Source organism: Acidobacteriota bacterium (assembly GCA_016184105.1).
In the GTDB taxonomy this organism is placed as follows: Bacteria; Acidobacteriota; Vicinamibacteria; order Vicinamibacterales; family 2-12-FULL-66-21; genus JACPDI01.
Genome location: JACPDI010000051.1, coordinates 39,923 through 48,596 on the forward strand (window position 1 = coordinate 39,923; position 8,674 = coordinate 48,596).

Here is an 8,674-nt window from a genome sequence, read left to right on the forward strand (position 1 = left end):
GCGTAGCCGCGGCCCTTCAGGGCCGCGGCTCTCAGTACTTGTAGAACCCCTGCCCGCTCTTCCGCCCGAGGCGCCCGGCGAGCACCATCCGCTTCAGCAGCGGCGGGGGCGCGTACGCCGGCTCGCGATACTCCTCGAACATGATGTTCGCGATGTAGTAGGTCGTGTCGAGCCCCACGAAATCCAGCAGCGTGAACGGCCCCATGGGGTAGCCGGTTCCGAGCTTCATGCCCTTGTCGATGTCCTCGAGCGTGCCGAGGCCATGCTCGTAGGACCGGATGGCATCGAGCAGGTACGGCACGAGCAGCCGGTTGACGATGAAGCCCGGCTTGTCGGGCGCGGTGATCGGCTCCTTCCCCAGCGACTGCGCGAACTGGAACACCGCGCGATACGTGTCGTCGCTGGTCGTCAACCCGCGGATCACCTCGACGAGCTTCATCAGCGGCACGGGGTTGAAGAAATGCAGCCCGGCGAACCGGTCCGCCCGCTTCGTCTTCGCCGCCAGCTCCGTGATGCAGAGCGACGAGGTGTTCGAGCAGAAGATGGTCCGCGCCCCCACGACGGCCTCGAGCGCCGCGCAGGCGCGCGCTTTCTCGTCGATGTTCTCGATGATGGCCTCGATGACGATGTCGCAGTCCTTGAAATCGTCGAACGAGGTCGTGCCCTTGAGGTTGGCGAGCGTCTTCTCGCGCGCCTCCGGGCTCACCTTCCCCTTCTCGACGCCGTCGGAGAGGAACTTGTTGATGCGGCCGAGCCCCTTGTCGAGGAACGACTGCTCCACTTCGCGCACGATCGTTTTGTAGCCAGACTGCGCGGCCACCTGCGCGATCCCCGACCCCATCAAACCGCAACCGAGTACGCCCACTGTTCGAATCATCTATGACTCCGTTTCCACCAGCGCGGCGATCCCCTGTCCCCCGCCGATGCACGCCGTCGCCAGGCCGCGGCGCTTGCCGCGGCGACGCAGCTCGAGCAGCAGCGTGAGGAGCAGCCGCGTGCCCGTCATGCCGAGCGGGTGGCCGAGCGCGATGGCGCCGCCGTTCACGTTCACCTTGTTGCGGTCGAGGCCCAGCTCCTGCTCGACCGCGAGATACTGCGCCGCGAACGCCTCGTTCACCTCGATGAGATCGAGGTCGTCCAGCGTGAGCTTCGTCTTCTCGAGGAGCTTGCGCGTGGCCGGCGCCGGCCCCATGCCCATCAGCGTCGGCTCCACGCCCACGTAGGACCACGCGATGAGCCGCCCGAGCGGCTTCAGCCCACGCGCGTCGACCGCCTTCCTCGAGGCGAGAATGAGCGCCGCGCCGCCGTCGACGATCCCGCTCGCGTTTCCCGCAGTGACGCAGCCGTTCTTCGAGAAGGCCGCCGGCAGCTTCGCCAGCCCGTCCATCGTCGTCTCGGGCCGGATGTGATCGTCTTTCGCGAACAGCGTCACCCCCTTGCGCGACGTGATTTCGACGGGCACGACCTCCTCGTCGAACTTCCCTTCGCGCCAGGCCTTCTCGGCGAGCTGCTGGCTGCGGAGCGCGTATGCGTCCTGCGCCTCGCGCGGAATCGCGTACTTGGTGGCGCAGTTCTCGGCGGTCGCCGCCATCATGCAGTTGCAGTGCGTGTCGAGGAGGGCTTCCCAGAGCATGTCCTCCATCTTCGCCTGCCCCAGCTTCAGCCCGGTCCGCGCGCCGCGAATGACGTGCGGCGCCTGGCTCATGCTCTCCATGCCGCCGGTCAGCACCAGGTCGGCCTCCTCGAGCTGAATCAGCTGGGCGCCGTTCACGGCCGCCTGGATGCCGGACCCGCACAGGCGGTTGACGGTCAGCGCGGGCCGATCGATCGGCACGCCCGCTTTCAACCCGACGTGCCGCGCGCCGTAGATCGCGTCGGCGCTCGTCTGCAGGACGTTCCCGAAGACGACGTGGTCCACCCAGTCCGGCTGCACGCCCGTGCGATCCATCGCCGCTTTCGCCGCGATGGCGCCGAGCTGCAGCGCGGAAAAGTCCTTCAGCGCGCCGACGTACTCCGCCATCGGCGTCCGCGCCCCTCCAACGATGAATACCTCATGCATGGGAGCTACCTGTCCTTGCCTGCTTCCAGGCGCTTCGCAACATAGTCCCCGGTCTGCGCCGTCCCGAGCCGGCCGCCCGCGTCGGTCGTCACGTTGAGCGTCTGCACCGCGTTGGCGACGGCGGCTTCGATGGCCGCGGCTTCCGGCTTCGCGCCCAGGTGCTCCAGCATCAGCGCCGCCGACAGGATCGCGCCGACCGGGTTCGCGACGTTCTTGCCTTCGTACTTCGGCGCCGAGCCGTGCACCGGCTCGAACATCGACGTGCGCCCGGGATGGATGTTGCCGGAAGTCGCCATCCCGAGCCCGCCCTGGAGCTGCGCGCCGAGGTCCGTGATGATGTCGCCGAACAGGTTGTTTGTGACGATCACCTCGAACAGACCGGGGTTCTTCACCATCTGCATCGCGAGCGCGTCGATGAAGTAGTGATCGGCCTTGATCCCGGGATAGTCCACCGCCACCTCGCGGAACACCCTCTGCCACAACGCGTGCCCCTGCTGCATGGCGTTGCTCTTGTCGGCCATCACGACGTTCGTCCGGCCCGAGGCTGCCGCGAACTCGAAGGCGTGGCGGATGATGCGATGGACGCCCTTGTACGTGTTCACTTCCTCCTGGATGGCGATCTCGTCCGGCGTGCCGGCCTTGAAACGCCCGCCGACGCTCACGTACAGCCCCTCGGTGTTCTCCCGAAAGACGACGAAGTCCACGTCCTTCGGCGTGCGTCCCTTGAGCGGGCACAGGCGCTCGTCGAGGAGGCGAACGGGCCGGTAATTCACGTACAGATCCAGCTCGAAGCGGATGCCGAGCAGGATGTCGCGGGCGTGGCGCATATCCGGGATCCGCGGATCGCCAAGCGCTCCGATGAAGATCGCGTCGAACTCATCGCGCAGCGTCGCGTAGCCGTTGGCCGGCAGCGCGATGCCCGTCTGCAGGTAATAGTCCGCGCCGTACGGGAGCAGCTCGAGGTCGATCGTCCTCCCGAACACCTCCGCCGTCTTCCGGATCACCTTCACGGCTTCGGCCGTGACGTCTTTTCCGATGCCGTCTCCGGCAATAACCGCAATCCTCAAATCCTCAAATCCTCCAAATCCTCAAATCCTCAAATTCTCAAATGCAACCGCCATCCCGAGCCCGCCGCTCACGCACAGCGTCGCCAGACCGCGCCGCGCGCCGCGCCGCTTCATCTCGTGCAGCAGCGTGACCACGAGGCGCGTGCCGGTGGCGCCGATCGGGTGGCCGAGTGCGATCGCGCCGCCGTTCACGTTCAGCCGATCGGGCGCGATCGGCACGTCCTTCAGCACCGCGAGCACCTGCGCCGCGAACGCCTCGTTCAGCTCGACGAGGTCGTAGTCGTCAACCGTGGTGCCCGTCCGCTCGAAGAGCTTCTTCATCGCCGGCACTGGCCCAATCCCCATGACCCGCGGATCCACGCCCGCGCTGGCCCACCCGGTGATGCGCGCCAGCGGCGCCAGGCCGCGCGCGCGCGCCCGCTCCTCGCTCATCACGACGACCGCGGCGCCGCCGTCGGTGATGCCCGACGAGGAACCCGCGGTGATGATCCCCGGCTGCCCGTCAACCGCGCCGAAGACGGGCGGCAGCTTCTGAAGCGACTCCAGCGTCGCCCCGCAACGCGGGTGCTCGTCGCGCCCAACGACCGTCTCACGTCCCTTCGCGTCCGCGATCGTGACCGGCGCGATTTCATCGCCGAAGCGGCCGGCGGCGATCGCCGCTTCCGCCTTGCGCTGGCTTTCGAGCGCGAACCGGTCCGAGGCGTCGCGCGTGATGCCGTACTGCCGCGCGAGGAGCTCGGCGGTCTCCCCCATGATCATGCCGCAGACCGAGCAGGTGAACCCGTCGCGGTACATCGCGTCCACCAGCGTGAAGTGGCCCATGCGGTGGCCCCACCGCGCGTCCTCGGCGTCGATGAGATACGGCATCCGGCTCATCGACTCGACCCCGCCCGCCAGCGCGCACTCGATCTCGCCGAGCGCGATCTCCTGCGCGGCGCTCACGATCGCCTGCAGCCCGGAGGCGCACGCCTTGTTGATCGTCTGCGCCGGCGTCGTGTGGGGAAGGCCGGCTCGCTTGCCCACCTGGCGTGCGGTGTTCGGGCCGGAACCCGCCTGGCGGCCGTGGCCGATCCAGACGTCTTCGACGTCTTCGCCGGCCAGTCCGGCGGTGTCGATGACGCGGCGCGCGGCCACCGCGCCGCGTTCGGCCGGATGGACGGTGCGAAACGAGCCGCCGTACTTTCCGATAGCGGTGCGCGCGGCGCTCACAATGACGACGGACCGGCCCGGCATAACCCACGAATGATATCAGTGGCCCGGCCGGAGATCTGGAGGGAGGGCCGCTGCCGGTCGCAACATAGTGCACCTTGTCATAGCCAATCCGGCCATTTGGATTCAATTCGGTGGACCCGCCGGCCCGACGCCGGGTCTGTTTAAACTAAGTTACTGCAAACAAGCGACTTAGCAAATTGTGATTTCAGGCACATCGTGTGCTAAAAACGTGGGTTGGCAGTGCTTCGTTCCTGCCATTTCGTTCCTAGACTCATTCGGAGGATTTGAAGAATGCGTGCACGCACAGTAATAGCCTTCATGTGCGCACTGCTGCTTACCGGGACCGCGATGGCCCAGGAGCAGCGGGGCTCTATTGAAGGGGTCGTGAAAGACACGTCGGGAGCGGTGCTCCCGGGTGTCACGGTGGAGGCGAAGAGCCCCACAGGCGCGACCGTCAGCACCACCTCGGACAATACCGGCACTTACCGCTTCCCGTCGCTCGCGCCTGGCAGCTACACCGTCACGGCAAACCTGAGCGGCTTCTCACCGCGGACGACGGAAAACGTCCAGGTCAACCTCGGGCAGATCAAGAAGGTGGACTTCGCGCTCGCGGTCGCAGGGGTTGCGGAAAGCGTGCAGGTCACCGCGGAAAGCCCGCTGGTCGACGTCAAGCAGACGGCGCGACAGACCAGCATACGCGGCGAGCAGGTCGAACTGCTGCCGAAGGGACGTGATTTCACCACGCTGGTCACGCAGGCCCCCGGCGCGAACAACGAGGCGAAACTCGGTGGTCTCTCGATTGACGGCGCGAGCGCCGGCGAGAACCGCTACATCGTGGACGGCATCGAGACCACGAACCTGCGGACCGGCGCCTCCGGCAAGAATGTCATCGCGGACTTCGTCGAAGAGGTCCAGGTCAAGTCCTCCGGCTATACGGCGGAGTTCGGTGGCGCGATGGGCGGCGTGGTCAACGTCGTGACCAAGAGCGGCACGAACGACCTGCACGGCAACGGGCTTTTCTACTTCCAGGGCAGCGACCTGGAGAGTGCCCGTCGTCCCACGCTCCGGCAGAACCTCACGGACTCGAACGTGGCTGAGTACGTCAGCTACCCGAAGGACGACGAAACGCGCATCGAGCCGGGCTTCGCGCTCGGCGGCCCGATCATCAGGGATCGCGCGTGGTTCTTCGGCGCCTACCAGCCAGCCCTCACCAGCACCGAGCGTTCGGTGGACCCGAGCACGGCGAGCAATCCGAGCGCAGCGACCACCTCTGCGACGCAGAAGGAACAGTTCCACTACGTCACGGCGAACACGACGGCGCAGTGGAGCGACAAGCTGCGCTCGCGCGTCGCGTTCAACAACAGCTGGCGGCGCCTGAAGGGGCTGCTGCCCGCGCTGTCGGGCCTCGATCCGGCGGGAACGAACTACGGCAAGACCTCGACGTTCCCGAACTACAGCGTGTCGGGCAACCTGGACTACGTGGCCAACCCGAACCTGTTCTTCAGTGTCCGCGGCGGCTATTACATGGCCGACCAGCACGACACCAACGTGACCGAAGAGCCCGTGATCCGCTGGACGACCACCAGCAACATCGGCATGGCTGGCGTGCCCGCGGAACTGCAGCGCGGCACGAACTTCCGGAGCATTCCGTCGAACACGAAGGTGGAGCGCGACCAGCAGACCCGCGCCTACTTCCAGGCGGACGCGACGGTGTACGGCCACTTCGGCGGTGAGCACCAGATCAAGGGCGGCGTGCAGCTGGATCGCGTTGGCAACAATGTGCTCAGCGGCGAGTCGCGCAACCTCGTGACCATCCGCTGGGGAATCCCCCTGTCGAGCGGCCGGCCAGTGACGCGTGGACCTTTCGGGTACTACGAGGTCCGCAGCAACGCCATCGATCCGAAGAAGGGACTCATCACCGAGGGTGACATCCACACCAACCTCGTGGGTCTGTTCATCCAGGACGCCTGGACGATCAGCAACCGCCTGACCGTCAACCTGGGCCTCAGGACCGAGCGTGAGCGCGTGCCCACCTACACGACGGGCGAGGACATCCCCGAGTTTGGCCTGGAGTTCCCGTTCAGCGACAAGCTGGCACCGCGCGTCGGCTTCGCGTATGACGTCAATGGCGACGGCCGCACGAAGGTGTTCGGTTCGTGGGGCATCTTCTACGACATCTTCAAGCTGGAACTGCCGCGCGGCTCGTTCGGCGGCGACAAGTGGCTGTCTTACTACTACACGCTCGACACGCCGGACTGGCGGACGCTGGTCAACGGCGCGAACTGCCCGCCGGCCTGCTCCGGCACGCTAATCCGCGGACCGATCGACTTCCGTCACCCGTCGTTCGGGTCGGACGCGATCGACCCGGATCTCAAGCCGATGCGCCAGCAGGAGTTCACGCTGGGCGGCGACCACCAGCTGAACGACGTGATGGCGGTCAGCCTCCGGTACGTGCACAAGCAGCTCGATCGGGCGGTTGATGACACGGGCTTCCTGCTCCCGGATGGCAGCGAGGGCTACGTCATCGCGAACCCCGGCGAGGGGCTCACGGCGCTGGCGTTCACCAACCCGCAGGTGGAGCTGCCGAAGGCGAAGCGCGACTACGACGGCGTCGAGTTCGCGTTCGAAAAGCGGCTCGCAAACAGCTGGTATCTCCGGAGCAGCTATCTCTGGAGCCGTCTGCACGGCAACTACACCGGTCTGTCGCAGTCCGACGAGAACGGCCGTATGAGCCCGAACGTCGGCCGCGCGTATGACTACCCGATGATGATGTTCCAGGACGGCGGCGAAGCGGCGTTCGGGCCGCTCCCGACGGACCGGCCGCACCAGTTCAAGACGCAGTTCATCTACGTGATGCCGTTCGGCACCAGCGTAGGCTTGAACCAGTACATCGCCAGCGGGCTGCCCGTGACGCGCGAAATCGGGATCTTCCCGACGAGCAACTACCCGGTTCAGTACCTGGGCCGCGGCAGCGACGGCCGCACGCCGACGTACTCGCAGACTGACGTCAGCCTGCAGCACGATTTCCGGCTGGCCGGCGACCGCCGCCTCCAGCTGCAGTTCAACGTGCTGAACCTGTTCAACCAGGACACCGCGATCAGCCAGTACTCGACGTACCACAAGGTCAACGGCGTCACCCCTGATGAAGCCCAGTTCTACGGCGGCCGTCAGACTCTGGCGCAGTTGATCGATGCGGAGCACATCGTGAAGGACCCGCGGTTCCTGATGGACAACGACTTCCAGATCCCGCTGCAGGCCCGGGTGGGCGTGAAGTTCATCTTCTAGATCTCGCGGGACGGCCCGCGGCAGCGGGTCGCCTCCGGGTGTACCATGACGCCCTGCGATCCTCCGGGATCGCGGGGCGTTTTCATTTGGACCCTGGAGAACATGTCATGAGGATGACGTCGGCAGCCACGCTCGCATTCGTGCTTGCTTGCACGCCTCCCACCTTGCTGGCCGAACAGTTCCGGGCTGCACCGCGCGAGCTGGCGAACAATCGCGACCGCGCGCTCGTGCCGTACCGGCTCGGTTTTGAACACATGCGGGCCGAAGACTTCGAGAAGGCTACCCGGGCGTTCCAGCAGGCGGTCGAGATCGATCCGCAATTCGAACTCGCATTCTACATGCTGGGGCGTTCGTATATGGCGCAGAAGCGCTACGTGGAGGCGATCTCCGCGCTCACCCGCAGCCGTGACTTGTACCAGGCTCAGGCCGGGCAGCGGTTCAGCAACCAGCAGGAAGCGCAGCGCTACCGTCGCGATCGCGTCACGGAAATCGACGAGATAATTCGCCAGTACCAGACCGGTCCCCAGACGCAGCAGACAGCAGAGATCCTGCGGCAGCTGAACGAACGGCGTCGGCAGATGATGGAGGCCATCCAGCGCGGGAGCAACTTCTCGCTGAGCAACACGGTGCCGGCGTGGGTTTCCCTCTCGTTGGGCAGCGCGTATTTCCGGACGGAGAAATTCGAGGACGCGGAACGCGAGTACAAGGCGGCGATTGCGGCCGACGGACGATCCGGTGAGGCGCACAACAATCTGGCGGTCGTCTACCTGCTGACGGGAAGGGCCGACGAGGCGGAGAAGGAAGTGAAAGCGGCCGAAAAAGCTGGATTCAAGGTGCAGCCGCAGCTCAAAGAAGACATCAAGGCGGCGAAGAAGAAGGCGACGAACTGAAGGGTTCTACCGGCGGGTTCTGACGGGTGGTTCTGCCGAGAGGTTCGGACCCGGACATGGTAGTCTGTTGCCATGCGAACTACCATCGACAAGGCAGGGCGTGTGGTCATTCCGGCCGTCATCCGCGAGCGGGCCGGATTGAGACCAGGCACGCCGCTCGA

General features: G+C 65.9%; 7 protein-coding genes. 3 read left to right on the plus strand and 4 right to left on the minus strand.

Features of this window, described 5'->3' with window-relative positions; genetic code table 11:
- Positions 1-31: 31 nt before the first annotated feature.
- From HYU53_17405 to HYU53_17420, 4 genes are read right to left on the minus strand one after another with little or no spacing between them, the layout of a single operon-like run.
- Complete coding sequence (locus HYU53_17405) at positions 32-877, minus strand: 3-hydroxybutyryl-CoA dehydrogenase (protein MBI2222968.1); 846 nt, start codon at positions 875-877, stop codon at positions 32-34.
- Positions 878-2,059, minus strand: a complete 1,182-nt coding sequence (locus HYU53_17410) for an acetyl-CoA C-acetyltransferase (protein ID MBI2222969.1) — start codon at positions 2,057-2,059, stop codon at positions 878-880.
- A gap of 5 nt (positions 2,060-2,064) precedes the next feature.
- Entirely contained in the window at positions 2,065-3,126 is a 1,062-nt protein-coding gene (locus HYU53_17415; GenBank protein MBI2222970.1) for a 3-isopropylmalate dehydrogenase, read from the minus strand.
- A 21-nt stretch (positions 3,127-3,147) separates the two neighbouring features.
- Complete coding sequence (locus HYU53_17420; GenBank protein ID MBI2222971.1) at positions 3,148-4,359, minus strand: thiolase family protein; 1,212 nt, start codon at positions 4,357-4,359, stop codon at positions 3,148-3,150.
- A 297-nt stretch (positions 4,360-4,656) separates the two neighbouring features.
- On the opposite strand from HYU53_17420, the gene HYU53_17425 reads away from it, so the two are divergent.
- The 3 genes from HYU53_17425 to HYU53_17435 all read left to right on the plus strand — a co-directional run.
- Positions 4,657-7,623 carry a TonB-dependent receptor gene (locus tag HYU53_17425; protein MBI2222972.1) on the plus strand — a complete coding sequence of 989 codons (2,967 nt, stop codon included), beginning with the start codon at positions 4,657-4,659 and terminating at the stop codon, positions 7,621-7,623.
- 107 nt (positions 7,624-7,730) lie between these two features.
- On the plus strand, positions 7,731-8,513 hold the full coding sequence (locus HYU53_17430) for a tetratricopeptide repeat protein (protein ID MBI2222973.1): 783 nt from the start codon (positions 7,731-7,733) through the stop codon (positions 8,511-8,513).
- Between the two features lie 72 nt (positions 8,514-8,585).
- The coding region (locus HYU53_17435; GenBank protein MBI2222974.1) for an AbrB/MazE/SpoVT family DNA-binding domain-containing protein at positions 8,586-8,674 on the plus strand (89 nt) is incomplete at its 3' end.

What these genes read in the sequence shown, in the direction of transcription:
- HYU53_17430 (MBI2222973.1), top strand. Translation starts at nt 7,731, where the DNA reads ATGAGGATGACGTCGGCAGCCACGCTCGCATTCGTGCTTGCTTGCACG.
- HYU53_17420 (MBI2222971.1), bottom strand. Translation starts at nt 4,359, where the DNA reads ATGCCGGGCCGGTCCGTCGTCATTGTGAGCGCCGCGCGCACCGCTATC.
- HYU53_17410 (MBI2222969.1), bottom strand. Translation starts at nt 2,059, where the DNA reads ATGCATGAGGTATTCATCGTTGGAGGGGCGCGGACGCCGATGGCGGAG.
- HYU53_17425 (MBI2222972.1), top strand. Translation starts at nt 4,657, where the DNA reads ATGTGCGCACTGCTGCTTACCGGGACCGCGATGGCCCAGGAGCAGCGG.
- HYU53_17405 (MBI2222968.1), bottom strand. Translation starts at nt 877, where the DNA reads ATGATTCGAACAGTGGGCGTACTCGGTTGCGGTTTGATGGGGTCGGGG.